This window comes from Microcoleus sp. PH2017_08_TRC_O_A, from assembly GCF_020738665.1.
GTDB lineage: Bacteria > Cyanobacteriota > Cyanobacteriia > Cyanobacteriales > Microcoleaceae > Microcoleus.
In genome coordinates this window covers 1-22,947 of sequence record NZ_JAEQCE010000021.1, presented here as the reverse complement: position 1 = coordinate 22,947, position 22,947 = coordinate 1, and the positions used below count along the sequence as shown (strand labels likewise).

At 46.4% G+C, this 22,947-nt stretch carries 21 protein-coding genes; 15 read left to right on the top strand and 6 right to left on the bottom strand.

From position 1 onward, the window contains the following. Nucleotides 1-52: 52 nt before the first annotated feature. Nucleotides 53-2,764 (bottom strand): cyanophycin synthetase, encoded by a 2,712-nt coding sequence (gene cphA / locus JGK22_RS08930; protein WP_293180866.1) that lies wholly within the window; start codon nucleotides 2,762-2,764, stop codon nucleotides 53-55. 340 nt (nucleotides 2,765-3,104) lie between these two features. Further along, entirely contained in the window at nucleotides 3,105-3,998 is an 894-nt protein-coding gene (locus tag JGK22_RS08925) for a cyanophycinase (RefSeq protein WP_293181166.1), read from the bottom strand. 322 nt (nucleotides 3,999-4,320) lie between these two features. On the opposite strand from JGK22_RS08925, the gene trmD reads away from it, so the two are divergent. From trmD to larB, 9 genes are all read left to right on the top strand, one after another. Further along, entirely contained in the window at nucleotides 4,321-4,995 is a 675-nt protein-coding gene (trmD, locus tag JGK22_RS08920) for a tRNA (guanosine(37)-N1)-methyltransferase TrmD (protein ID WP_293180863.1), read from the top strand. Nucleotides 4,996-5,066: 71 nt separating this feature from the next. Continuing rightward, a complete protein-coding gene (locus tag JGK22_RS08915; RefSeq protein WP_293196809.1) occupies nucleotides 5,067-6,449 on the top strand; it encodes a DUF1517 domain-containing protein in 1,383 nt (460 codons plus the stop codon). A 244-nt stretch (nucleotides 6,450-6,693) separates the two neighbouring features. After that, nucleotides 6,694-7,260, top strand: coding sequence for a zeta toxin family protein (locus tag JGK22_RS08910; protein ID WP_293276987.1), 567 nt, complete (start codon nucleotides 6,694-6,696; stop codon nucleotides 7,258-7,260). Between the two features lies 1 nt (nucleotide 7,261). Continuing rightward, on the top strand, nucleotides 7,262-7,441 hold the full coding sequence (locus JGK22_RS08905) for a hypothetical protein (protein ID WP_293180854.1): 180 nt from the start codon (nucleotides 7,262-7,264) through the stop codon (nucleotides 7,439-7,441). Between the two features lie 236 nt (nucleotides 7,442-7,677). Beyond that, entirely contained in the window at nucleotides 7,678-8,157 is a 480-nt protein-coding gene (gene ispF / locus JGK22_RS08900; RefSeq protein ID WP_293312716.1) for a 2-C-methyl-D-erythritol 2,4-cyclodiphosphate synthase, read from the top strand. Between the two features lie 68 nt (nucleotides 8,158-8,225). Then, nucleotides 8,226-8,774 carry a hypothetical protein gene (locus JGK22_RS08895; protein WP_293224705.1) on the top strand — a complete coding sequence of 183 codons (549 nt, stop codon included), beginning with the start codon at nucleotides 8,226-8,228 and terminating at the stop codon, nucleotides 8,772-8,774. Then, nucleotides 8,752-9,324, top strand: coding sequence for a PIN domain-containing protein (locus JGK22_RS08890; RefSeq protein WP_293224707.1), 573 nt, complete (start codon nucleotides 8,752-8,754; stop codon nucleotides 9,322-9,324). The genes JGK22_RS08895 and JGK22_RS08890 overlap by 23 nt, the downstream gene beginning before the upstream one ends. A 121-nt stretch (nucleotides 9,325-9,445) precedes the next feature. Continuing rightward, nucleotides 9,446-11,218 carry an ABC transporter substrate-binding protein gene (locus JGK22_RS08885; RefSeq protein ID WP_293274532.1) on the top strand — a complete coding sequence of 591 codons (1,773 nt, stop codon included), beginning with the start codon at nucleotides 9,446-9,448 and terminating at the stop codon, nucleotides 11,216-11,218. A 168-nt stretch (nucleotides 11,219-11,386) separates the two neighbouring features. Then, complete coding sequence (gene larB / locus JGK22_RS08880; RefSeq protein WP_293180839.1) at nucleotides 11,387-12,172, top strand: nickel pincer cofactor biosynthesis protein LarB; 786 nt, start codon at nucleotides 11,387-11,389, stop codon at nucleotides 12,170-12,172. Nucleotides 12,173-12,325: 153 nt separating this feature from the next. Here larB and JGK22_RS08875 read toward each other — a convergent pair whose 3' ends face one another. Continuing rightward, a complete protein-coding gene (locus tag JGK22_RS08875) occupies nucleotides 12,326-12,952 on the bottom strand; it encodes a hypothetical protein (protein ID WP_293180836.1) in 627 nt (208 codons plus the stop codon). A gap of 314 nt (nucleotides 12,953-13,266) precedes the next feature. Between JGK22_RS08875 and JGK22_RS08870 the strand changes: the two genes are divergently transcribed. From JGK22_RS08870 to JGK22_RS08855, 4 genes are all read left to right on the top strand, one after another. Beyond that, entirely contained in the window at nucleotides 13,267-13,479 is a 213-nt protein-coding gene (locus JGK22_RS08870) for a chlorophyll a/b-binding protein (RefSeq protein WP_293154096.1), read from the top strand. Between the two features lie 139 nt (nucleotides 13,480-13,618). Further along, nucleotides 13,619-14,179 (top strand): photosystem II reaction center PsbP, encoded by a 561-nt coding sequence (psbP, locus tag JGK22_RS08865; RefSeq protein ID WP_293180832.1) that lies wholly within the window; start codon nucleotides 13,619-13,621, stop codon nucleotides 14,177-14,179. Between the two features lie 174 nt (nucleotides 14,180-14,353). Continuing rightward, nucleotides 14,354-15,004 (top strand): nucleoside triphosphate pyrophosphatase, encoded by a 651-nt coding sequence (locus JGK22_RS08860; protein ID WP_293180829.1) that lies wholly within the window; start codon nucleotides 14,354-14,356, stop codon nucleotides 15,002-15,004. A gap of 351 nt (nucleotides 15,005-15,355) precedes the next feature. Next, a complete protein-coding gene (locus JGK22_RS08855) occupies nucleotides 15,356-15,976 on the top strand; it encodes a hypothetical protein (protein WP_293312714.1) in 621 nt (206 codons plus the stop codon). A 136-nt stretch (nucleotides 15,977-16,112) separates the two neighbouring features. Here JGK22_RS08855 and JGK22_RS08850 read toward each other — a convergent pair whose 3' ends face one another. Beyond that, a complete protein-coding gene (locus JGK22_RS08850) occupies nucleotides 16,113-17,030 on the bottom strand; it encodes a calcium-binding protein (RefSeq protein ID WP_293180823.1) in 918 nt (305 codons plus the stop codon). A gap of 320 nt (nucleotides 17,031-17,350) precedes the next feature. Here JGK22_RS08850 and eno point away from each other — a divergent pair, with 320 nt between their 5' ends. Then, on the top strand, nucleotides 17,351-18,640 hold the full coding sequence (eno, locus tag JGK22_RS08845) for a phosphopyruvate hydratase (protein WP_363319160.1): 1,290 nt from the start codon (nucleotides 17,351-17,353) through the stop codon (nucleotides 18,638-18,640). Between the two features lie 448 nt (nucleotides 18,641-19,088). Here the strand turns inward: eno and argC are convergent, their stop codons facing one another. Beyond that, complete coding sequence (gene argC / locus JGK22_RS08840) at nucleotides 19,089-20,147, bottom strand: N-acetyl-gamma-glutamyl-phosphate reductase (RefSeq protein ID WP_293180817.1); 1,059 nt, start codon at nucleotides 20,145-20,147, stop codon at nucleotides 19,089-19,091. A 566-nt stretch (nucleotides 20,148-20,713) separates the two neighbouring features. Between argC and JGK22_RS08835 the strand changes: the two genes are divergently transcribed. Then, the gene (locus tag JGK22_RS08835) at nucleotides 20,714-21,730 is read left to right on the top strand and encodes a sulfate/molybdate ABC transporter ATP-binding protein (protein ID WP_293180814.1); all 1,017 of its coding nucleotides are present in this window, start codon (nucleotides 20,714-20,716) and stop codon (nucleotides 21,728-21,730) included. Nucleotides 21,731-22,170: 440 nt separating this feature from the next. Here the strand turns inward: JGK22_RS08835 and JGK22_RS08830 are convergent, their stop codons facing one another. Continuing rightward, a complete protein-coding gene (locus tag JGK22_RS08830) occupies nucleotides 22,171-22,512 on the bottom strand; it encodes a low temperature-induced protein (protein WP_293203199.1) in 342 nt (113 codons plus the stop codon). Nucleotides 22,513-22,947 lie beyond the last annotated feature (435 nt).

Genomic DNA, 22,947 nt, shown 5'->3' with positions numbered 1-22,947 from the left:
TTTCGTTAACCCAACCTATTAATTAAATGAGACTTAAGACTTTAGCCTTGATTTACACCGAAGTTTTCAAGCTGTCGCGCGACTCGGAAACCCGATCGACAATAGCAGCATTTACCGCAGATTCCTTAATCGGTTTCCGGGCTTCAATCAAAGCCAGAGCTTTCGTGACGCCTTCGGGTAAAATCACCACCAAACTGCCTGCTGGTGCTCGATCTAAAGCCTTGTTAACAGCAATTGTCTCGTCGAGAATCAACTCGTATTCAACTTTAGACTTGTCTGGGGTGCGTGCGGCGATCGCCTCTGCAATCCCTTGGCAAATTAACTTGGCCACCACACCGGGTTCTCGCCCGCGCCTGTCAACATCTTCTTTGACAATAATCCGATCGAACATATCGGCAGAAAGTTTGCCCAAAGTGACAAAATCTTCATCTCGTCTATCCCCCGGCGCACCAACTACCCCGATCCGCATTCCTTCCCAATTCTGCACAAAACTACCCAAAGCTTTGTAGCTGTGCGGGTTGTGGGCGTAGTCGAGCAAGGCGTGATAGCTGCCCAAATTAAACAGGTTCATCCGTCCCGGAGTTTGACCGACGGAGGCCTGAAAGCTGGACAAAGCCGATCGAATATCCTCTATTTTCACTCCCTGAGCAAAAGCCGCCAAACAAGCCGCTAAAGCATTCGCAATCATAAACGGCGCCCGCCCGCCCATCGTCAGCGGCACATTCACAGCCTGCTCAATTCTCAGCGTCCAATCGCCTTTGAGGATGGACAAGTAGCCGTTTTCGTAAATTGCTGCCAGCCCGCCCGCAGCGGTGTGTTTGGCAACCAATTCGTTGTCCGGGTTCATTGAAAAATATGCAATTTGAGCCTTGACACGCTGCGCCATTTGTGATACAAGCGGGTCGTCTGCATTCAAAACTGCATAGCCTTTGGGCATTACTGACTCGACGAGGACGCTCTTGAGTTTGGCTAGTTGTTCCACGGTGTCGATGTCGCCGATTCCCAAGTGATCCGCCGCGACGTTCAAGACGACGCCGACATCGCACTGATCGAAGCCCAAGCCCGATCGCAAAATTCCGCCTCTAGCCGTTTCCAGCACCGCCACTTCCACGGTGGGATCGGACAAAATCAAATGAGCGCTCTGCGGCCCAGTATTATCTCCGCTTTCGACCAAATAATCGCCGATGTAAGTGCCGTCGGTAGTCGTGTAGCCGGTAATCTGACCTGTCTGCTTGACAATGTGGGCTAGCAGGCGAGTGGTTGTAGTTTTGCCGTTGGTTCCCGTTACCGCTAAAATCGGCACCCGGCTGGGTTGAGGCGAGGGGAAGAGCATATCGAAGACAGCGCCGGCGACGTTGCGGGGCAAACCCTGACTCGGGGCGACGTGCATTCTGAAACCCGGTGCTGCGTTGACTTCGACGATGACTCCGTTCGTATCGCGCAGGGGTTGGGAAATATCGTCTGTTACTACGTCAATGCCGGCGATGTCCAAGCCGATGATTTTGGCGACTCGGGAAAATAGCCAGACGTTTTCTGGGTGGATTTCGTCGGTGCGATCGACTGCAATGCCACCTGTGCTCAAGTTTGCTGTCGCGCGCAAGAATACTCTTTCGCCGGCCGGCAATACCGAGTCCATCGCGTAGCCTTGTTTTTGCAGCAAATCGAGGGTCAATTTGTCGATCGTAATTCGGGTGAGCACGTTGTCGTGTCCGTCTCCCCGCTGCGGATCGCGGTTTACTTCTTCAACGAGCTGTTCTACTGTAGACTTGCCATCTCCCACAACGTTAGCGGGGACTCGTTCGGCGACTGCTACGACTTGTCCGTTGACTACTAATACTCTGTGGTCGCGGCCGGTGTAGTAGCGCTCGACAATCACACTCTTGGTTTTTGATGCGTTGCTGGCTAAATCGTAGGCTTCTTCTGCTACTTCCCAGGAGTTGATGTCGATCGTAATTCCGCGGCCGTGGTTGCCGTCTAGCGGTTTGAGGACGATCGGATAACCGCCCACATCTTCGATCGCTCCTTCCAGTTCGTCCAAATAATTAATCACCGTCCCTCTTGGAACCGGTACGCCAGCAGCCCCGAGGATATTTTTGGTACCTTCCTTATCACAGGCTAGTTCTACCCCCAAAACTCCCGTGCGGTTGCTGAGAGTTGCCTGAATCCGCTTTTGGTGCACCCCGTAACCGAGCTGAATCATAAACCGGGCGCTCAAAGGTATCCAGGGAATGCCCCGCGCTTCTGCTTCCTTGATCAGTGTTTCGGTACTCGGGCCCAGGGCCGCCGACAAAGCAAACTCTCTGAGATCTCTCAAATCTTGGGCTAATTCCGCTGCTGGATAGCTTCCAGTATCGGCAATGCTCTGGCACATCCGCACGCCCGCCCGGGTGGCATAGCGACCTGCTTGTTCGTTTTGATACTCGATTACTACCTGGTAAATGCCTGGTGTGGCAGTTTCGCGGGTGCGACCGAACCCGACCGGCATTCCTGCCATTTCCTGAAGTTCTAGGGCTACGTGTTCGATGACGTGTCCCATCATTGTGCCTTCTCTGACCCGTTGCAGGAAGCCTCCCTGATGGCCGGGGGAACAGTGATGGTCGTCCAAACTCGGGAGTGTGGCGGTCAACCCTTCGTAGAAGCCAGGAATTTCAGATGTGGTTTTATCTGCCAACTCCTCTAAATCCAGACGCATGAGGACGAGTTTGTGGCGTCTGATGCTCCAGTAGTTGGGGCCGCGTAACGTCTGGATTTTAAGTATTTTCATGACTGTCAGAGGGGTATGGGTCGCTAAATCTTATAGGTAATTGCAGCATTTATTCAATTTGGAGCTAGATTGCTCGATCGACTGTTCGCTGTGAACAGTTTTGCATTGAATTTCCAGTTATAGGCCGCCAGCGAAAGAAAATTAATGCCCCAGCGATCGGCTAGAAACAAGTGCAGGTAAAGGGCAGGAACCAACTAGAAGCCAGAAGGTAGAATAAGAGTGTGATTCTACCTTCTGGTGTCAGCGCGTGGCTGCTTTGGAATACATCCTTCTGTTGTATCTTTGATTGGGCCCAAATGCCGCATACTTTCTGCCCGATCGATGACTCTGATATCCTGCGTTAGTTTGCTGTGCGGCATTCCAAAGGCCAGCCAGACTCGGAACAGGCTGCCGATGGCATTGGTTTGCCTAGGGGCATATTGTAGCAATCTCCGTGACACAAGACGTGCAAGCGCATATTGAACAGACTTAAGGGTTCTGTCGCTGCTACCATTGCCTCGTTGGTATAAAAACTTTCCCTAGAATCAACAATAGTCACCGTGCCTTTACCTAGAACCTTCATAGTATCGTCTCCCTCAAACAAAGCGCAGGTATCTTCGTCAATACCAATAGCGAGGCGATCGGGATGACAAGCCACAGCCGACAACAAGCGAGCCATGCGGTTACGATTGTGAAAATGCTGGTCTACGATGATATTGGGAATAATGTTAAGTCCGTTTGCCATGTCTACCAAAGAGCGGTTGGGTGACGCACCGCTTCCGCCACCTGCAATCATGTGATATCCCATTACCGCAGCACCCGCACTGGTGCCGGCGAGGGTAATCTTACCCGAGAGAGTATATTCGCGAATTTTTTCCATCAGCGGAGTGTCGGCCAGCAGCCCGCAGAGCCGCAGTTGGTCGCCACCTGTGATGAATACGCCCGTACAGTCTTCCAAGTAATCTTTCCAGACGGGGTTTTCGCCTTGTTCGCGTTCGCGGATGTCAATGACTTTGACGGCACTCACGCCCATTTCGTCAAATATGGTGCGATAGCGGTTGCTAATTCCTTCGGGATCTCGGGAAGCGCAGGGAACGATCGCCAGCCGAGCGTTTGTACCCCCAGCACGGCAAAAAAAGGTATTCAGAATCTCTCGCCCGTGAACCTTGTCTTCGGCTCCTCCGATGACCATAATCGAGGTTTTCGTGCGCTGGGAAAGATTGTGTTCTAGGGCTTGAGATGTCAACTGCTGCATGGTGTGTCTTCCTCTGTGAGATGTGAAATTAAATTTTGCCGTGCCTGTGAGTACAATGGGGCTTTTTAAGAGTAAATATTTTTTGGTGCGAGTAAGGTGCGATCGCGCGATCGCGCAGTTGTTTAAGGGCGATTTTACACAAGTCACCGTCCTGAGAACAGATGATTGTTGTACAAAATCGGCTCGCGGACAAAGGAAGAGAATTTAAGTGGCAAAAATTCTCAGAAATTATAAGAAATTATAAAGAATAAAGCAATTACTGAAAACCGATCGGCCTCTCCGGGTCAAACTAGAGGTGATGTATCAATAAATTCCAATAATTGTGCGATTTGACGTAGTTACCCTGTTTCCAGAATTTTTCCTGGCTCCCCTAGCATCGGGACTCATGGGCAAAGCCTTAGCTAAAAATATTGCTGAGGTAAATTTTGTCAATCCCCGCCATTTTACCACAGACAAGCACCAGCGAGTCGATGACGAACCTTATGGGGGCGGAGTGGGGATGCTGATGAAGCCGGAACCAATTTTTGCTGCGGTGGAATCGCTACCGGTTTTGCCGAGACGGGAGGTGATTTTGCTGACTCCCCAGGGCGAACCGATGCAGCAGCCGATGTTTCGGGAGTTCGCCACCGGGTGCGATCAGTTGGTGTTGATTTGCGGCCATTATGAGGGTGTGGACGATCGAGTGCTGCACTTGGTAACTCGCGAGGTGTCTCTAGGCGATTTTGTGCTCACAGGCGGGGAAATTCCAGCTTTGGCTTTGATTAATGGGGTTTTGCGATTGTTGCGCGGAACTGTGGCCAAGGAAGATTCGCTGAAATTTGAGAGTTTTGAAGACGGACTTTTGGACTATCCGCAGTACACTCGACCGGCCGATTTTCGGGGATTGAAGGTGCCCGACGTGTTGCTATCTGGTAATCACGCAGAAATTGCTCGCTGGCGCAAAGAACAGCAAATTGAAAGAACTCGATCGCGCCGCCCGGATTTGCTAGCGGATTAATTAACTGTAGGCTGTGGGCTGTGGGCTGTTGACGTTCTTGATTTAACACTGGATTTTTTCCCAGAGAATTTATGCTAAAAAATCAACTTTTGTGCTGTTGGGCGATCGGCTTTTTGCTCGCCGGTGAAGTTACTGTAAATTTAACTCCCAGCAGCGGTGGCAAATGGTTAAATATTAACCAGGAAGCTTTGGCAAGAAGCAGCGGCGGCAGCAGTGGAGGAAGTAGTGGCGGGCGATCGAGTTCTTCTAGTTCTTCTTCTAGTTCTTCTTCCAGTTCCAGCCGTCCTAGCAATACCTCACCTAATTCTTCTAGTTCTTCTAGTTCCAGTAACAGCAGATCGAATAGTGCTGCTAGTTCCAATCCCAGCCGCCCCAGCAACAGCAGCAACACTGGCGGAAGAGTTCGCAGCGGCTCTTTTGACAAGCCCGCCGCACCTGCACCTGTCGCCGCACCTAACCCTCCGATTCCGCCACAATCTAGCAATAACAGAACTGTAATTATCCAGCAGCGCACCTATAATTCAGGGCCGAGTTATGTAGTTCCTTATAATTCCGGTAACAGTCAGCAAAACACAGGTTCAAATCAACAACCAGCCGTCAATCCAGCACCAGTTACCACTAATAATAATTCGGGCGACAGCGATCCCAATTCGCCAACTTCAGACAATCCAGATAACAGTCAGCCAAATATAGGTTCAGAGCAACAACCAGCAGTCAATGCACCAGCACCAATTACCACTGACAATAACTCGAATAACCCTCCGAGTTCGGAATCTGATGATGATTGGAAAATTGTAGTGTTTTGGCTGTTTGTTGCTGGAGGTTGCGTTGCGTTAATTGCTTACTGTATTTACTATTATCGACAACACCCTGCCAAAGAATCTAAAAAACAAATTTTTGCGGTCACTAAGTTGCAAATTGCCATGTTGGCAGAAGCTCGCGAAGTTCCCAGTCAGCTAACTGAACTAACGTTAAGTTCTGACATAAAAAATGCTAATCAACGTGCGGAATTTTTGCAAGAAGCTGTTTTGATTGTTTTGCGAAATCGAGAAAAGTGGACTCACGTTTGTGCGAATTCCCAGATAGTCGAAAGTCGAGAACAAGCAACGCAAATATTCAATCAAATTTCGATGCAAGAACGCAGCAAATTAAGTGTGGAAACTTTGAGTATGGTGAATGGCGATATCCGTCGCAGACAGTCTGTTAGTGCTGGCGATGAAGAGCCTGGAGAGTATATTACAGTCACGTTTTTGATAGGGACAGAGAATAGCAGACCGCTGTTTGGAGACATTCGCGATGTTGCGAAGTTGAAAGCAGTGTTAGAAAAATCGGCGGCGACTCCTGCTGAGAATCTGCTGGTTTTAGAGGTGATTTGGAGTCCGCAGCAGGAAACGGATAGTTTGACAGGCGATGATTTGTTGGGTGCTTATCCAGATTTGATTCGGGTTGCTTAGACTAGCATTGCATCAATCTTTGATTGATAGATATACCGCAGCTTAAAGTGGTCGTAGGGTGTGTCGCCACGAACAATTCCTAGTTACATATCGACCATTTAAGAGCGACGCACCTGACCACAATAGTTTTACAAACAAACACAACTTTATTTATTGTGTAGCAATCTTTTGTCAAAATGATATAAGGTGCAAGCTACGCACCATACAAAACCTAAGTCCTGCCTGATTAATTTATGCTAAACTTATGCCGAATCTTTACATAATTGGTGGCGCTAACGGTTCCGGCAAAACCACCGCATCAATGAGTTTATTGCCCAATTTTCTGGAATGTTTTGAATATGTCAATGCAGACGCGATTGCGGCTGCACTTTCGCCATTCAATCCCGAGTCGGTAGCGATTACCGCCGGACGAATCATGCTAGAAAGACTGCAAACACTATCTAATTCTGGAACTGATTTTGCTTTTGAGACTACTCTAGCAGCCCGTAGCTTTGCAACTTTTCTCAGAAGTTGTAAAACAAAAGATTATACAATTAACCTAATTTACTTTTGGTTGCGATCGCCCGAACTGGCCGTAGCAAGAGTAGCCCGACGAGTAGCTAGTGGCGGTCATTCTATCCCAGAAGATGTTATCCGCCGCCGCTATGACAGAGGACTGCGAAATTTGATAGCTCTGTATTTGCCACTGTGCGACAATTGGATTATCTATGACAACTCTCACGAAACGGCTCAGTTAGTAGCAGAAGGGAGTATCGAGGAAGAACAGATAATCTATAATATTGAAAGCTGGAATCAAATAACTCAAAAATAAAATGAAACAATCAAAACCAAGACAACTTTTATCTACAAAGATTAATGTTGGAGTGAAAGCGGCAGTTGCAGCAGCTATTGAAAGACACCGCAAATTAGGTGAATCTATTGCTGTGTGGGAAGATGGGAAAGTAGTAATTTTAACAGCCGATCGCATTCCTCCAATATCGCCCGAAACATAAAACAAGTCAGTCGCCCAAAAAACCTACTCATATCCACACAGACTATGACATAATACTCTACTGTCTGCTTTTTAGCCACCTAAAATTCACCAAAAAGAATTGGTTTAAAGCCCAAACCCCGATCTGGAAAAATTAAAATCAGATTATTCATTACTCCAATCCTCGGACTTCTAGGTAAAGGTGGCCCCTCCGAAGTCAACTGTCAACTGTCAACTGTCAACTGTCAACTGAATGACATGAACATCCGCATCGGTAACGGCTACGACATTCATTGCTTAGTTCCAGAACGCCCCTTGATCCTCGGTGGCGTCCACATTCCCCACGAATTAGGCTTATTAGGACACAGCGACGCAGACGTACTCACCCACGCGATTATGGACGCGATGCTGGGAGCTCTGTGTTTGGGAGATATCGGCCTGTATTTCCCGCCAACTGACCCAAAATGGAAAGGTGCAGACAGTCTCGTGTTGCTGGCACAAGTCAATCAGTTAATATTAGATAAAGGCTGGGAAATTGGCAATATTGACTCGGTGGTTGTGGCCGAACGTCCGAAGCTGAAACCGTATATTAAGCAAATGTGCGATCGCCTTTCTGCTGTCCTACAATTAAAACCAGACCAAGTTGCCATCAAAGCTACTACCAACGAAAAGTTAGGGCCCGTGGGGAGAGAGGAAGGAATTGCAGCCTATGCTGTAGTTTTGCTGGGCAAAAAATAGAATTCTACAATCTAAAATTGATGGTGGAGTCAATTGTTTAATCCAAAATCGCTAGGAAGCCTGAAATCATGGACACTGATACCTGGGAATTACAATTTCCTGTAGACGCGGATGTCATCGCGTTGGATAAGGACGATCGCATAGTCGTGCTGATCGAGGTTAAAATTATTCAAGCTCAAGAACCAGCCGCGAAACAGAAAATTGTCGATCGCGCGATCGATTGGATCAAAGCTGTGTTAGCTAAGCTGTCTGAAAGAAACGCGATCGTTCCCTATGCTATGTTTATTGACGCGGAACAAATTTTGATTTTCAAATGGGATGGTATAAATTTATCGGAGCCTGTTTGCACTCTCAATACTGGTGAAATATGTCGCTATTATATGCCGAGTTTTGGCAGTAAATGGATCTTTGAACGTACCATTGAGGGGCTGATTGAATCGTGGCTGCATGACTTAGATTATAACTGGAAATCAGAAAGTCCGCCAGCATCAGAACAAATAGCAGCCATCGGTTTGCTGCCATTACTCGCAGGTGGAACAACAAAATCAGGAGTGGAATTAGGTGGCAATTATATATATCGAGACCAACTTTCTGATGAGTATTGCTACAGGACGTGAGGCTGAAGCAATTATGTTGCTCAGAGATTTGTCCTCATCAGTTCAGTTAGTCATACCCACCGTTTGTTATATGGAGGCGTGGTCAGCTTTCGAGGACGAGCTGAAGCGACAAAACTCTTTTAAGGAACAGCTAAGCCGTCAAATTAGCGAAACAAAGCGAGATGTGACATCTGAACACGCCACATCTCTATCTTTTTACCTAGAAGAGTCATTAGTTTACTATCTCGAACGAATAGATGAAATTGAATTGCGGTTGCGAGAAGCAATTTCTCTGATGTCAGAAAATGCCGAAATGATTGTATTAAATTCAGAGATTATTCAAGCAAGTTTAAACAGACCTATTATCAAAAAAGACCCAACAGACAATTTGATTTTACACTGTATTCTCAGTCATGCCCGATCGCATTCTACAGAAACCAAAGTATTTCTCAGCGGTAACGTCAAAGAATTTGGCATACCGGAAGTTCAAGATGTTTTGCGAGAAGCGGGGATTACAAAGTATTTCTCTGTCACTAAAAACTTTCTAGGTTGGCTACAATCTCAATCATAATTGCACGCAGGTGGTACAGTTGACAGTTGACAGTTGACAGTTGACAGGGCTGTTTATATGAGGGATTTGGGCGCTGTCGCTATAAGCCCGGATGCGAAACCATATTTTTTGGTAAATAATTATGAAAATTTCCGCTATTTTACATTCAAAGCGCCGATGGCTAGCTGTTTGTCTCGCTGCAATTGCTATCCTAACTCTCTCTGCGTGCACTCCAGTGCGATCGCAATTAGCAAACAGACTCGTCGTTCCCACCCCCAGCGGCCCGGCTACGTTTAACTACCCGCTAAATCAGTCTGCATACAGCGTGTTTGGCTATATGTACGAGGGATTGCTCAACGAAAACGGGGTGACATCGAAACTAGAACCCGGTTTAGCTGAATCCTGGGAAGTTTCTAAAGATGGCAAAAAGATTGTCTTCACCCTGCGAGAAGGATTGAAATGGTCGGACGGCGAACCGATGACAACTGATGATATTATATTCAGCTATGAAAAGATTTATTTCAATGAAAAAATTCCTAGCGGCTTGAAAGATAATCTGAGAGTTGGCATCAGCCGTCAATTACCAAAACTCAAAAAAATTGACAGCCGCCGCATTGAATTTTCAGTGCCAGAACCTTTTGCTCCTTTTATTAGATTTGCTGGGGGAATACCGATTTTACCAGCTCATATCTTGCAGGAAGCTGCCACCCAGACAGAGGCAGACGGCAAGCCTAAATTCCTGTCTGCTTGGGGTACGGATACTGACCCCAAAAAAATTGTCGGTAACGGCCAATACCGAATGCTGAGCTATACTCCCAACCAGCGCGTTGTTTTGGAACGAAATCCCTATTTTTGGCGCAAAGATACAGAGAATAACAGTCAACCTTACATCCAGCAAATTGTTTGGCAAATTATCGAAAATACTGACAATCAACTGCTGAATTTTCGATCGGGCGATTTGGATACTCTGGACGTGCAGCCGGAGGTGTTTCCGCTGCTGAAACGAGAGGAAAAACGCGGCAAATATACGATATTCAACGGCGGCCCGGACACTGGCAGCGTGTTTATGTGTTTCAATCTGAATAAGGGGCGTAACGCTCAAAATCAGCCGTTTGTAGACCCGATTAAGTCTAAGTGGTTTTTGAGTAAGGAGTTTCGACAGGCGATCGCCTACGGCATCAACCGCGACGCCATGACTAACAATATCTATCGCGGACTTGGCGCACCGCTGCATTCCCCAATTCCGGCACAAAGTCCGTTCTACTTGTCTCCAGAACAGGGATTAAAAACTTACAGTTACAATCTGGAAAAAGCGAAAGAGTTACTGTTAAGTGCAGGATTCAAGTATAATAGTAGCGGCGAATTGTTGGATGCTGAGGGCAACAAAGTGCGGTTTACTTTGTTGATGGCCGCAGGCAAAAAAGTGCGGGAGCAAATGGGAACGCAAATTAAGCAAGATTTGGGTAAACTGGGGATGGAAGTTGATACACAGTTCCTGAGTTTTAACACTTATGTGGAAAAGCTGCGCCTGACTAAAAATTGGGATACTTACCTCGGCGGTTTTACCGGAGGTACTGAACCGCACAGCGGTTACAATATTTGGTCAGTCAAGGGGACTTTGCACAGTTTCAACCAGGGCCCGCAAGCTGGAGAACCGCCGATTAAAGGTCGGGAAGTTTACGACTGGGAGCAGAAAATTGATGACTTGTATGTGAAGGCTTCTCAGGAGCTTGACGAGGCGAAGCGCAAGGAACTGTATGGGGAGACGCAGCGGATTATCGCGGAACAAGTGCCTTTTATTTATATGGTGAATCCGCTGACTTTTGAGGCGGTGCGCGATCGCGTTTCGGGAATTCGCTATAGTGCTCTCGGCGGTGCTTTCTGGAATTTGTATGAACTGAAAATTGCAGAATAGTCATTATTGGTTCGTAGTGAGGACTTTAGTCCTCAGAAAGAAGGACTAAAGTCCTTACTACGAACCCATCTTAAGTAGTGAGGACTTTAGTCCTCAGAAAGAAGGACTGAAGTCCTTACTACGAACCCATCTTAAGTGTTGTTTGAGCCCAGAAGATATCATTAGTTCATGGAACCTGAAATTTTACAGAAGTTACTCGAATCTGTGGCGGCGGGCGATGTTAGCCCGATCGCAGCTTTGGACAAATTAAAGCATTTTGACTTTGAACAAGTCGGCGATTTTGCCAAAATTGACCACCACCGCACCTTAAGAACCGGTTTTCCCGAAGTCATCTGGGGCCCCGGAAAAACGCCAGACCAAATTGTTGAGATTATCGGGGCGATGCGCGGCCGAAATCCTGCGGTGATGGCGACGCGAATTGAACCAGAGGTTTTTGAGAAATTGCAGCAAAAAATACCCGACTTGTGCTACTACCAAACAGCTCGAATTTGTGCAATTTCTGATAAATCCTCCACTCCCCAGCATCCGGGTACAGTGACTATTATCAGTGCTGGAACAGCGGATTTGCCTGTGGCGGAAGAAGCGGCTGTGACTGCGGAACTCTGCGGTTTTGGGGTTCGGCGTTTGTGGGATGTGGGAGTTGCCGGCATTCACCGCTTGCTAAGTAATCGCCACGTAATTGATGATGCTGATGTGTTGATTGCGGTTGCGGGTATGGAAGGTGCCTTGGCGAGTGTGGTTGCAGGTTTGGCGGATTGTCCGGTGATTGCTGTGCCGACGAGTGTAGGCTACGGCGCGAGTTTTGGCGGGATTGCTCCTCTTTTAACTATGCTCAATTCTTGTGCGGCTGGTGTGGGTGTGGTTAATATTGATAATGGGTTTGGGGCGGCGATTTTGGCTTGTCAAATTCTCAGAACTTCTGCCAAAGTGGGGAGAATAGGAGAAGGCGAATAGAAGAAAGACCGGGCGGTTAAAATTGCGTTATTTTCTTCAGTCCGCGGAGGCGGACTTAGTTTGTGTAGACGCGGTTTCAACCGCCGTCTTATTTTTCGTCCCAACAGATGAGAACTAAAGAATACAGGCGGTATGATTCAAAGGGATTTGATATTACTTACCAGCCAGCCAAATCGGATAACCCGAAGAATCCTCAGCTTTCAACTTTTGCGCCTGATAACTTTTGCTCGTCCAATTAGCTACTGTTTCCAGACTTTCGGTCAAAAAACCTTCGCTACCAAACGCTTCAAATCCCAAAGTCCACGACGCAGTGCCGTTAACATTTAACTGAGTAATTTCTACAATACAGCCTTGGGGAATTGGGGCTTCGACAGGCACAGACATCAGCACGCCCGGGGCAGAAACTTGGTAAAGACGCTGGGCTCGCTTTTTTTTCACCCTCACCCACTTTCCAGTTGCGATTATATCCGCCGGTACTGGCGCCATCGTGTCGGCACATATCCACTTCAGCCATTTCTCGACTTTGCCTTCCCAGCGGTTGCCGAACTGCATCACCCCCAATTCTTCCTGCCGCCACTTTACTTGTAAATTTTTCCCGCGCAGTTTTACTCCCAAGTAGTCGCAACTAGGTATCAGCAAATATAAATCTTCTCGCTCTTCAGGCGGGGATAGATACCCGCCCAGACTCTCGCTTCCAAACCATTGCCCGATCGGTTTTGGCAGCGCACCGCTATAAAACCACCGCATTTCCAGACTGGCCCGCATAAATTTTTCCTCCATTCTTCCACTATTTTCGTCAAACCCAGACTGGGATTTGCCACACCATCGATTTTTGCGCCTCTCAACTCTATCCTCCCCCCTCCGGGGCCGTGAGTCTACTGTCTACAGTCATGCCATTGGAGATTTAAGATTTGAGATTTTAGGTTGGGAATTACTTATTCTATAGGGGTTTCGAGCTTGTCAGCCCGTTGGATTTTTGGGGGAAACTGGTATCTGAGTCGCGACTTTGAAAAAAAAACTCATAATCCTTTACATCTCTTCATAAGTCTGTTACATTAGTTTACATTACACCAAAAACAACTTAGGACACTGACATGGCTGACAGAGGCTTACTACTTGACAACGACGGTAAAATGAACAATTTTGCGATCGAGCCCAAAGTATACATTGACGATGAAGCCCGCACAGGCTTTACACCCTACGCAGAACGCTTGAACGGCCGACTTGCCATGATTGGTTTTGTTTCTCTCTTGGCTTTAGAAGTTTCTACCAAGCACGGACTGATTAGCTGGCTAACTAACCTGTAATAACTTTGTTTAAAATTAAACTGTACGGCTATGGCTTGCCAGCAATACACAATTGGCGATCCATAGCTTAACTATTTTTGCAAGGTTTGATGAGACAATTTAAATTAAATATTTTAGTGTTACGGTACTTGTAAAAATAATGCTCAAACGAATTGCAGCAATACTTCTGGTGGTTTTCTCTCTCAGCTTGACCGGTTGTGTCTCTGTAGCTACCGGACTCAAAAGCTACGTTGATACTGGCGACGGCTATCAATTTCTTTATCCTAACGGCTGGTTGCCGATCGCAGTTTCTAACGGGCCCGATGTGGTGTTCCGCGATTTGATCCAGCAAACTGAGAATGTCAGCGTGGTCATCAGTCCAGTGGCTGGGAACAAAACTCTCGCAGATTTGGGCACGCCGACGGATGTGGGATACAAGCTTAGTAAAAGTGCGTTAGCGAAGCCCTCGAAGAGGATCGCCCCGGCTGATTCCGGCCGCGAAGCTGAATTAGTCAATGCAGAAAGTCGGGAATCGCGATCGAAAAACTATTACATTTTAGAATACGCCGTCAAACTCCCAAACCAACAACGGCACAACTTAGCTAGCGTAGCAGTCAGCCGTGGCAAACTATTTACCCTGAACGTTTCCACTACCGAAGAACGCTGGCCGAAAGTCAAAGAAGCTTTTGAGAAAGTTGTTAAATCTTTCTCTGTTTATTAGGGTTAAAAAGTAATTTGACAGTGGGCATTGGGCATTGGGCATTGGGCATTGGGCATTGGTCATTGGAGGTAGAGCCTGGAAGGTTATTGGTAACAAATAACTAATGACAAATAATAACTGTCAACTGTCAACTGTCAACTGTCAACTGTCAACTGTCAACTGACTTCTTAACTTATGAAAACTCCAACTTTTGTATTAGCCTCAGCTTCTCCCGCGCGCCGCAGCCTGCTAAGCAATGCAGGCATTCAAGCTGTGATTTGCCCCAGCGACTTTGATGAAGGGCAAATAAAAATGAGGGATGCTACTAAATTAGTGCAGGTTTTAGCAGAAGGAAAAGCTGACGCTGTAGCTAGTTTTTTGCTGGCTAATTCTCACCCGCAAATCCCCAATCCCAAATCGTGTGTAGTGTTAGGATGCGATTCAATTTTGGTCATTGATGGTGAAATTCACGGCAAACCCAAGGATGCCGACGAAGCAATCTCGCGCTGGCAAAAAATGCGCGGTAAAGTTGGCGAACTTTATACGGGTCATGCTTTAATTGATACGAGATTTGATAGCTTTGATGTGGCAATGGATCGATCGCTCATTCGCTGTCAAGTTACAAAAGTTTATTTTGCGGAAGTTACCTCGCGTCAAATTGCTGCTTATGTCGCTACGGGAGAACCTCTCGCCTGTGCTGGCTGTTTTGCACTCGAAGGCAAAGGCGGCTTTTTTGTGGAAAAAATCGAAGGTTGTCATACCAATGTGATTGGTTTGAGTTTGCCTTTGCTGCGGCAAATGCTCCGCGACATGGGATATGATGTGGCAGATTTCTGGCAATCTTAAACGGAACTTACCCCCTGTCGCGGTAGTTAGGCAGTCTAAATCGTTTGCTGTATATACGATAGAAGCATTTATTTGTCAAAAATAAGTAGTCATGTATGGTTGGCGATGGGAGCATCTCATTTTTGTAAAAAGCGTTTTTTCTTTGAGTGCGAGCTTAAGAGCTCGCGTATTGTACAATACGCGAGCTCTTAAGCTCGCACTATAATAATAAATGCAAAACTGAGATGCTCCCTTGGCGATCGCCCAAAAATTTAGTAAAATATCGCTTTTTTTATGTTCGCGTTGGCTATTTTTAGCATAATCTGATTCTTATAGCCTATTGAATTGAAGAAAAAAACGATGAAAAAGTTAATGCCCTTACTACTGAGTGCCGTATTACTCAGTAACGCTGTTGCTTGTCAGAAGTCAAACGAGCCGATCGGCAAAACTTCTGCTCCGGCTAACCAAAGCAACGCTAGTTCCGGTAAGCTAAAAAATCAGGCAGCGGCCATCCCTGCTGGAACCAGTTTTGATACCATTCTCCAACAAGATTTATCCACGGGTAAAAACCGCAACAACGAGCGTTTTACTCTGCGAGTCAAAGGAGGCGATAAAACTCTTAAAGATGCTGTGATTCAGGGACATCTGGAAGATGTTGTCAAAGCAGCTAAAGGCAAAAAAGCGAGTTTGCATCTAGTTTTTGATGACATTCAACTTGCAAATGGTTCAGCCGCTCCCCTTGATGTTACCTTAGTAAATACTCAGGTAGAAACCAAAACCAAAGGCAAGTTTGTTCAGAATGCTGGCATTATTTTAGCTGGAGCAGTGGCCGGTAAATTCGTTGGTGATAAAGCGAAATTCAAGCATGGTACTTTAGCTGGGGGTGCAGCAGCAACGGCTTATGTCTTGTCTAGTCCTGGTGGTGAAGTTGTCCTTAAAAAAGGAACCAATGTTAAGCTGAAACTTAAAAAGCCTCTCGATACGAGTCCATAAAAACCTGGTTTCTGACCACCCGTAATCTAAGAAACCGGGTTTTTTTGAGTTTCTACGCTGTCACCAACAATTTTCGTAAAAACCCGGTTTCTGGGCACTCGCGACCATCTAATAAACCGGGTTTTTTTCACAAATCCTATCCAAGGGCGATCGCACTATCAGACACAGAGGTAAATTGAAGTTGACTCGGCGAAACATCTTTCACCAAGCCCAAGATATTGCCGGTGCTAGCTTCCCGAATCACCGTCGCCTTAGTATCCAGAAATCTAAAATCAGCAGTTTGAATCGTTCCCGGAGGAACAGGGCCACTGCTCGCGTAATCTCTCGCATCACCAATTGTTAAAAACTTTTCCGTTAAAACAATATCATTTCGCGTCAGTCCTCCCGCCAATCCGATTACATCACCTTGCGCTGGATTGTAGTCAAGAATAAAATCCGCAGGCACTTGCTCTACGTTAGCAGGAAAAGTCCCAGCAGGACGTGGTTGATCGGAACCAATTTCACGCGAAGTTGCTCCAGCTTCTCTCCGGAGGACAAACAAATCTGCACCTTCTCCTCCCCAAAGTCTGTCAATTCCAGCATCACCGATTAGAGTATCGTTGCCACTTTCTCCTACTAAAGCATCACTGCCTTGGCCACCTCTAACAAAGTCATTTCCCGTGCCTCCATAGGCGTAATCATTGCCTTGATTGCCGCTGAGAATATCGTTGCCACATTCTCCGTACAGTATGTCAAAATCTTGACCGCCGCGAATAGTATCATTGCCACAACCTCCGATTAAAGTATCTGCGCCCCCATTCCCATTCATCAGTTCCGCACCACCGGAACCTCGGACAAAATCGTCGCCTGCTAAGGCTCGCAAACCTCCGGGAGTGTTGCGGAGAATTCCGTTGGCTAATTGAACTGTATCGTTGTTGGGAGTAAGGTCGAAAAAGTTGGGATCGCTAGGATTTGGCAAAGGCCCTGTGAGTAATCTGATGTTTGGTGGATCGGGAATAATTCGATCGGAGTCGATAGCTGAGGCTTTAACTGTTCCGAGATTTGTTTCTAACATTTAAGTTTTCCCTGATTGATTGATTGATTGATTGATTGATTGATTGATTGATATGAACTTTCTAGACAGTCTTATTTTAATAAATGTTCCAATTAACAAATGTGCGTGTATTTGCGGTTAAACAAATTAAATGACTGTCAAAATTACCACAAATATTCAACAAGCACAGCTTATTGACACTTGGATGTAGCCCAAATCCGCAAATATTTTGAACTCTGTGTCAATCATTGTCGGGATCGCGTAATGTATTACCCGTCAGCAGTCAGTGTGGGAGAACCGACAGACTGCCAAATGTCATCAAACCTTGAGCAAAGTCAGGAATCGTTAATATGCAAGACACTGCGATCGAATCTATCAAAGCCAGAGAAATCCTCGACTCCCGCGGCCGCCCTACCATCGAAGCTGAAGTGTATCTAGCCAATGGTGTTGTCGGACTCGCCCAAGTGCCCAGCGGCGCGTCTACAGGCTCTTTTGAAGCCCACGAACTCCGCGACGATGACAAAAAACGTTACGGTGGTAAGGGAGTTTTGAAAGCGGTTGCTAACGTCGAACACAAAATTGCTCCCGCTTTGGCTAATCTGGATGCGATCGACCAACCATTAATCGATCGCACTATGATTGACTTGGACGGTTCCCCCAACAAGTCTAACCTCGGCGCTAATGCCATTCTCGGAGTCTCCCTAGCCACAGCAAAGGCGGCCGCCGAGACTTTACAAATACCCCTTTACCGCTACTTGGGTGGCGCTTTGGCTAACGTTTTACCAGTGCCTTTGATGAACGTCATCAACGGCGGTTCCCACGCCGACAACAACGTAGACATTCAAGAGTTTATGATTGTACCGGTGGGAGCACCTTCTTTTAAGGAAGCTTTGCGCTGGGGTGCAGAAGTATTTGCTAGTCTGGCTAAAGTCTTGAAAGACAAAAATTTGCTGACTGGTGTTGGCGATGAAGGCGGTTTTGCTCCTAATTTGGGTTCCAATCAGGAAGCTTTGGATTTGTTAATGATGGCAATTGAAAAAGCTGGCTACAAACCGGGTGAACAAGTTGCTTTGGCTTTGGATGTTGCTGCTAGCGAATTTTACAAAGATGGGAAGTACACCTATGACGGTGTGGCTCATTCGCCAGCAGAATTAATCGATTATTTGGATGGTTTGGTTGGACAATATCCGATCGTTTCCATTGAAGATGGTTTGCACGAAGACGATTGGGATAGTTGGGTGGCGCTAACTCAGAAAATGGGTAGCAGAGTTCAATTGGTGGGTGACGATTTGTTTGTTACTAATCGCACGCGCTTGCAAAAAGGGATTGATTTGAAAGCTAGCAATTCGATTTTGATTAAGCTGAATCAAATTGGTTCTTTGACTGAGACTTTGGATACGATCGACTTAGGGAAGCGCAACAGCTATCGATCGGTAATCAGCCACCGTTCGGGTGAAACTGAAGATACTACAATTGCTGATTTAGCCGTAGCGACTCGCGCCGGTCAAATCAAGACTGGTTCTCTGTGCCGCAGCGAACGGGTTGCTAAGTATAACCGTTTATTGCGGATTGAGGACGAATTGGGCGATCGGGCAATTTATGCTGGTGCGATCGGTTACGGGCCCAAATAAAATTTGGTAATGGGTAATTGGGAATTGGGAATTGGTGTCAACAACCAGGTCAAACGTAGTCACACATGGCTGTTTACCACCAAGGCTCGATCCCCCCTAGCCCCCCTTGAGAAGCAGGGTGGTTTTATTGTCGGGAAAAGAAATCTGAAACTACCAAAATTATCGCTCAAAGATTGGCTCGCGCTTGGGCGAAGGTACGTAGTTGCGCTTAAGCGCTCTTTCCTAATCTTATAAAGAGCGCTTAAGCGCAACTACGTACCTAATTTGTGTGACGACAATAAAACCACCCTGCCTAGCCCCCCTTGAGAAGGGGGGGACAAGAAGCATTCAAAGTCCCCCTTCTTAAGGGGGATTTAGGGGGATCGAGACTAAGCTACAAACGAGATTTATCAATGGTTTCAAACTTAAGTTGACACTGATCCCCATTACCAATTACCATGCCCCATAATCACGGATAGAAAGCCAATTGAGGTAAACCCAAAGTTTCTTCCCAGCCCATCATCAAGTTCATGCACTGGATGCCTTGACCGGCTTGACCTTTAATTAAATTGTCGATCGCCGACATCACAATTACCCTATCAGTGCGCGGATCTACTTCCACGCCAATGTAACAAAGATTCGTGCCGCAAGCCCATTTAGATTGCGGATAAACCCCAGCCGGTAACACTTTTACCAAAGGAGAATTGCGGTAAAAAGCACTGAAAATGGTGATCAAATCTTCCCGCACCAATCCCGGATCGCGCAAATTTGCGTAAACAGTTGCCAGAATTCCCCGCACCATCGGCATCAAGTGGGGAGTAAATTGGACTTTGATATCTTGTCCGGCCAAATGGCTGCAAACTTGCTCAATTTCTGGGGTGTGGCGGTGGCGGCCTACCCCGTAAGCGCCGATCGAATTGTCAGCTTCTGCCAACAACAGATTAACTTCGGCTTTGCGGCCCCCTCCCGAAGATCCTGATTTGGCGTCGATAATTGCTGTTTCTGGCTCGATCAGACCTTGTTTGAGTAAGGGGGCCAGGGCTAATAAACTAGCAGTGACGTAGCAGCCGGCACAGCCTACTAATTGAGCGTCTTTAATGCGATCGCGATACAATTCTGGCAAACCGTAAACAGCCGTTGCAGCTAAAGCAGAGTCCGATCGCTCGCCGCCGTACCAAGCTTTGTAAGTGTCCAGATTTTCAAATCTGTAGTCAGCCGACAAATCCAAAACTTTGCAGCCGCCTTCAATCAGCGTCGGTGCCATTTGGCAAGCTAAACCATTCGGCAGCGACAGAAACACAACTTCACATTTTGCCGCTATTTTATCTAGGTCGATCGCCTCAATAGTCAAATCAATGCAGTTAGTCAGATGCGGATAAAGGCTGGAAAAAGGTTTTCCCGCACTGCTATCCCCGCCTACATACACTACTTCTGCCGCTGGGTGATCCGCCAGCAGCCGCACCAGTTGTACGCCGCCATAACCTGAAGCGCCAACTATGCCTACAGGCACAGGTCTAACATCTCCCATTTTCCTTTATCCCCTCAGCCTTTGAAGTCAAAAACGCTTGAACTTTTGCTGCATTGTAGTACCAAACGCCAACTTTGGTGGTAAATAATTGTGTTGTTTTGTTATTGACGTGGATTTTTGTAAATTTTCCGGTGTTTGACCAAGAATTTCAACGGTGGTACCCGCCACGTGATTTATCCGTGGAATCAATCCCAAATCGAAAATCGAAAATCCTCTCTTCCCCCGAATTTATCCGTGGGCTCAATCTAAAATCTAAAATCTAAAATCTAAAATCGATTGACTCCGCCCAAAAACCAATACAAAGTCCCGCAGGGCTGTGGTGGAGAGGCCAAAATTTCAGACTCGCATTGAATCTTCCAGAGTCAATCTCAAATCTAAAATCTCCTATCTAAAAACGGATGTGCGATCGCCAAAACCCTAAAATTAAGCAACGGATGTGCGATCGTGCTATAAAATCTTACATAAATCTATCCATAAACCGGGGATTAACTTTTTTCGCTCTTTCCTCGAACCTCAAAGCTCAACATCCGTTAAATCCATTACACTCATCCGTTGCCGAATTTCCTATGGGAATAGTTGTAGAAGACGTATCAAAACAGTTTGGCAGTTTCCAAGCACTCGATCGAGTCAGCTTGAAAATTGAATCAGGTTCTCTAGTCGCACTGCTGGGCCCGTCTGGTTCCGGCAAGTCCACCCTGCTGCGACTGATTGCAGGTTTAGAAATGCCCGACTCCGGCAAAATCTGGCTGACAGGTCAAGATGCCACCAATACTAGCGTCCAAGACCGCAAAATTGGATTTGTGTTTCAGCACTACGCGCTATTCAAGCACATGACAGTGCGAAAAAATATTGCTTTCGGCATGGAAATTCAGAAAACTCCACCGACGAAAGTCAAATCCCGCGTAGAAGAATTGTTAAATTTAGTGCAATTGGGAGGATTGGGCGACAGATACCCGTCGCAACTTTCAGGAGGCCAGCGTCAGCGGGTAGCCCTCGCCAGAGCCCTGGCTGTGGAACCAAAAGTGTTACTGCTAGACGAACCTTTTGGAGCTCTCGATGCCAAAGTCCGCAAAGATTTGCGCGCTTGGTTGCGAAGACTCCACGACGAAGTGCACGTTACCACAGTCTTTGTGACGCACGACCAAGAAGAAGCGATGGAAGTTGCCGATCGAATTACAGTAATGAATAAAGGTAAAATCGAACAAGTAGGCACACCCGCAGAAATTTACGACCATCCAGCTAGTGCATTCGTCATGAGTTTTATCGGGCCTGTGAATGTCTTGCCCAGCAGTTCGAGAATGTTTCAAGACAACGGCTTTGACTCAGCCAACCCAGAAATTTTCTTGCGCCCTCACGACGTAGTAATTGAAACTACCGAAAATAGTGCAACAGTGCCGGCAAGAATCAGTCGCTTGATTCATTTGGGATGGGAAATTCAGGTGGAATTAACCTTAGATGACGGTCAAGTGCTGAATGCTAATTTGACAAGAGAAAGATTCGATAACTTGCAGTTGCAGCCGCAGCAAAGAGTGTTCGTCAAGCCGAAAGATGCCAAGTCATTTCCACTTTATTATTCTATCTGATATCATATCCTCTGAGAACAACACCATAAAATTGGTTTGTAGTAAGGACTTTAGTCAAGCGTAATGGATGCGGACGGGAGCATCTCATTTTTGTAAAAAGCATTTTTTTTATTATAGTGCGAGCTTAAGAGCTCGCGAGTTGTACAATACGCGAGCTCTTAAGCTCGCACTATATATAAATGCAAAACTGAGATGCTCCCGATGCGGACTCGCATTCCGAACGATCAAACACTCTGATCTCAATTCTTCAAACTAGAGCTAAATTGATATCGGACACAAAAAAATAAGGACACGGCATTGCCGTGTCCCTACTTTTTTATGCTGATAAGCTGCTGTCGTGCATTTCAATTGCATATTCGGGACGGGCTAGAAGCCCATCCCACAAGACTTGAATTATTTCTTGACATACAGTTTAAATGCACAACAGCTTAGCTGCCCAATTAGTCTTTGATTTTGCTGACAGCCTTTTTGACTTGTTGCTCAAAGGATGTCGCGCTTGTATTAGAAGGATTTTTCATCTTCTCGCTGTCAGCATCTCCCTGAACTTCATTAATCCCTTCATTAGCTTTTTTCTGAGTTTCTTCCAGAGACATCGGGTCTTTCAAAACAGCTTTTTGAGCTTCTTTCTCAATCCCCAAAAGTTGAGCTTCACCTTTGGTGGGGCTGCTGGTAACGGCAAAAGCTGTGAAAGCATTGGAAACAAACATCAATGCACAAAAACAAACAACTATTAAACTGCGAACTAAACGCTTGACTGGGAGGTTAAAGCTGATAAAAGACATACAAAATTTCTCCGTATTTAGAAGTTTTGATCGTTGAGATTGTTAACAGGCTGAATTTAACTCAATTTCTGCACAATCTTTAACTCAAGTTTGATAAAAGCCACTTGAATCAGCAGTGGCAATCAGTTAATTTGAGCTAATTAATATTTAGCTTAAATAACGGGGTTATGAAATCTTTCTCAGGGAATATTTGGGCTTTGTGTCTTCCGATAGTTGACACTCTCAGGGAGTCAACGCCACTGAGATTCTGCGGACAAAGTAGATTTAGGTAATACCCAAAGTCTAACTCTCGCTGGGAGTCGTCAAAGACCGTCTACCCAGTTGGTTTAAGCTTACACCTAACTTACTGGCTACTTTTCTCAAAATAATTAAAGTCAGTGAAGGAGTCGCCCCCTCCACTGCTCTCCAAAACGGAACGTGATAGTTTCCCATCAT

What these genes read in the sequence shown, in the direction of transcription:
- cphA (WP_293180866.1), bottom strand. Translation starts at nt 2,764, where the DNA reads ATGAAAATACTTAAAATCCAGACGTTACGCGGCCCCAACTACTGGAGC.
- JGK22_RS08925 (WP_293181166.1), bottom strand. Translation starts at nt 3,998, where the DNA reads ATGCAGCAGTTGACATCTCAAGCCCTAGAACACAATCTTTCCCAGCGC.
- JGK22_RS08915 (WP_293196809.1), top strand. Translation starts at nt 5,067, where the DNA reads ATGCTAAAAAATCAACTTTTGTGCTGTTGGGCGATCGGCTTTTTGCTC.
- JGK22_RS08910 (WP_293276987.1), top strand. Translation starts at nt 6,694, where the DNA reads ATGCCGAATCTTTACATAATTGGTGGCGCTAACGGTTCCGGCAAAACC.
- JGK22_RS08905 (WP_293180854.1), top strand. Translation starts at nt 7,262, where the DNA reads ATGAAACAATCAAAACCAAGACAACTTTTATCTACAAAGATTAATGTT.
- ispF (WP_293312716.1), top strand. Translation starts at nt 7,678, where the DNA reads ATGAACATCCGCATCGGTAACGGCTACGACATTCATTGCTTAGTTCCA.
- JGK22_RS08895 (WP_293224705.1), top strand. Translation starts at nt 8,226, where the DNA reads ATGGACACTGATACCTGGGAATTACAATTTCCTGTAGACGCGGATGTC.
- JGK22_RS08890 (WP_293224707.1), top strand. Translation starts at nt 8,752, where the DNA reads ATGAGTATTGCTACAGGACGTGAGGCTGAAGCAATTATGTTGCTCAGA.
- JGK22_RS08885 (WP_293274532.1), top strand. Translation starts at nt 9,446, where the DNA reads ATGAAAATTTCCGCTATTTTACATTCAAAGCGCCGATGGCTAGCTGTT.
- larB (WP_293180839.1), top strand. Translation starts at nt 11,387, where the DNA reads ATGGAACCTGAAATTTTACAGAAGTTACTCGAATCTGTGGCGGCGGGC.
- JGK22_RS08875 (WP_293180836.1), bottom strand. Translation starts at nt 12,952, where the DNA reads ATGGAGGAAAAATTTATGCGGGCCAGTCTGGAAATGCGGTGGTTTTAT.
- JGK22_RS08870 (WP_293154096.1), top strand. Translation starts at nt 13,267, where the DNA reads ATGGCTGACAGAGGCTTACTACTTGACAACGACGGTAAAATGAACAAT.
- psbP (WP_293180832.1), top strand. Translation starts at nt 13,619, where the DNA reads ATGCTCAAACGAATTGCAGCAATACTTCTGGTGGTTTTCTCTCTCAGC.
- JGK22_RS08860 (WP_293180829.1), top strand. Translation starts at nt 14,354, where the DNA reads ATGAAAACTCCAACTTTTGTATTAGCCTCAGCTTCTCCCGCGCGCCGC.
- JGK22_RS08855 (WP_293312714.1), top strand. Translation starts at nt 15,356, where the DNA reads ATGCCCTTACTACTGAGTGCCGTATTACTCAGTAACGCTGTTGCTTGT.
- JGK22_RS08850 (WP_293180823.1), bottom strand. Translation starts at nt 17,030, where the DNA reads ATGTTAGAAACAAATCTCGGAACAGTTAAAGCCTCAGCTATCGACTCC.
- argC (WP_293180817.1), bottom strand. Translation starts at nt 20,147, where the DNA reads ATGGGAGATGTTAGACCTGTGCCTGTAGGCATAGTTGGCGCTTCAGGT.
- JGK22_RS08835 (WP_293180814.1), top strand. Translation starts at nt 20,714, where the DNA reads ATGGGAATAGTTGTAGAAGACGTATCAAAACAGTTTGGCAGTTTCCAA.
- JGK22_RS08830 (WP_293203199.1), bottom strand. Translation starts at nt 22,512, where the DNA reads ATGTCTTTTATCAGCTTTAACCTCCCAGTCAAGCGTTTAGTTCGCAGT.